This window comes from Oleiphilus sp. HI0067, from assembly GCF_001635735.1.
Genome location: NZ_LWFI01001165.1, coordinates 1 through 892, shown reverse-complemented (window position 1 = coordinate 892; position 892 = coordinate 1). Strand labels below are relative to the sequence as shown.

General features: G+C 49.1%; 1 protein-coding gene. It reads left to right on the top strand.

Translation table 11 applies throughout. The features are described from left to right. On the top strand, positions 1-892 hold an 892-nt coding region (locus tag A3739_RS30045), incomplete at both ends, for an NAD(P)/FAD-dependent oxidoreductase (RefSeq protein ID WP_197472389.1).

Below are 892 nucleotides of genomic sequence, written 5' to 3'. Positions count from 1 at the left end.
GGCGAGCAAGCTGAAGCACTTGAAGTTGAAGTCTACCCTGGCTTCCCTGCCGCTCAGCTAATCATTGAAGACGATGTTGTAAAAGGCATCATCACTGGCGATATGGGCCTAAACGAAGAAGGCGAGCAAACTGAGAGCTACATGCCTGGCATGGAGCTACGTGCTAAATACACGATCTTTGCAGAAGGCTGTCGTGGCCACTTAGGTAAAGAGTTGATTGCTAAGTTCGAGCTAGATAAAGATAGCGATGCACAACACTACGGCATCGGCATCAAAGAACTATGGGACATCCCTGCTGAGCAACACCAAGAAGGTCTTGTTGTTCACGGCGCAGGCTGGCCACTCAACGAGTCTAATTCGACAGGCGGTTTCTTCCTTTATCATGGCGAAAACAACCAGGTTGTTGTTGGCCTGATCACTGACTTGAGTTACTCAAATCCTCACGTTAGCCCATTTGATGAGTTCCAACGCATGAAGCACCACCCAGTGCTCGCCAAGCACCTTGAAGGTGGTAAGCGTGTTTCTTACGGCGCACGTGCAATTACTAAAGGCGGTTTTAACGCACTTCCTAAAATGACATTCCCTGGTGGTTTGATCGTTGGCTGTGACGCGGGTACTTTGGACTTCTCTAAGATCAAGGGTACGCACACTGCAATGAAGAGCGGCATGATCGCAGCGGAAGAAGTCGTAAAAGCAATTGCGGCAGAGCGCGCAAACGACGAGATCACTGAATTCTCGGCAGCATTCAAAGACTCATGGGTATATGAAGACCTATACAACAGCCGTAATTTCGGTCCAGCTATGCACAAATTTGGCATGATTGGCGGCGGCGCGTTCAACTTCATTCACCACAACATTATGAAGCTTCCATTCACGTTGCGCGACACTACTC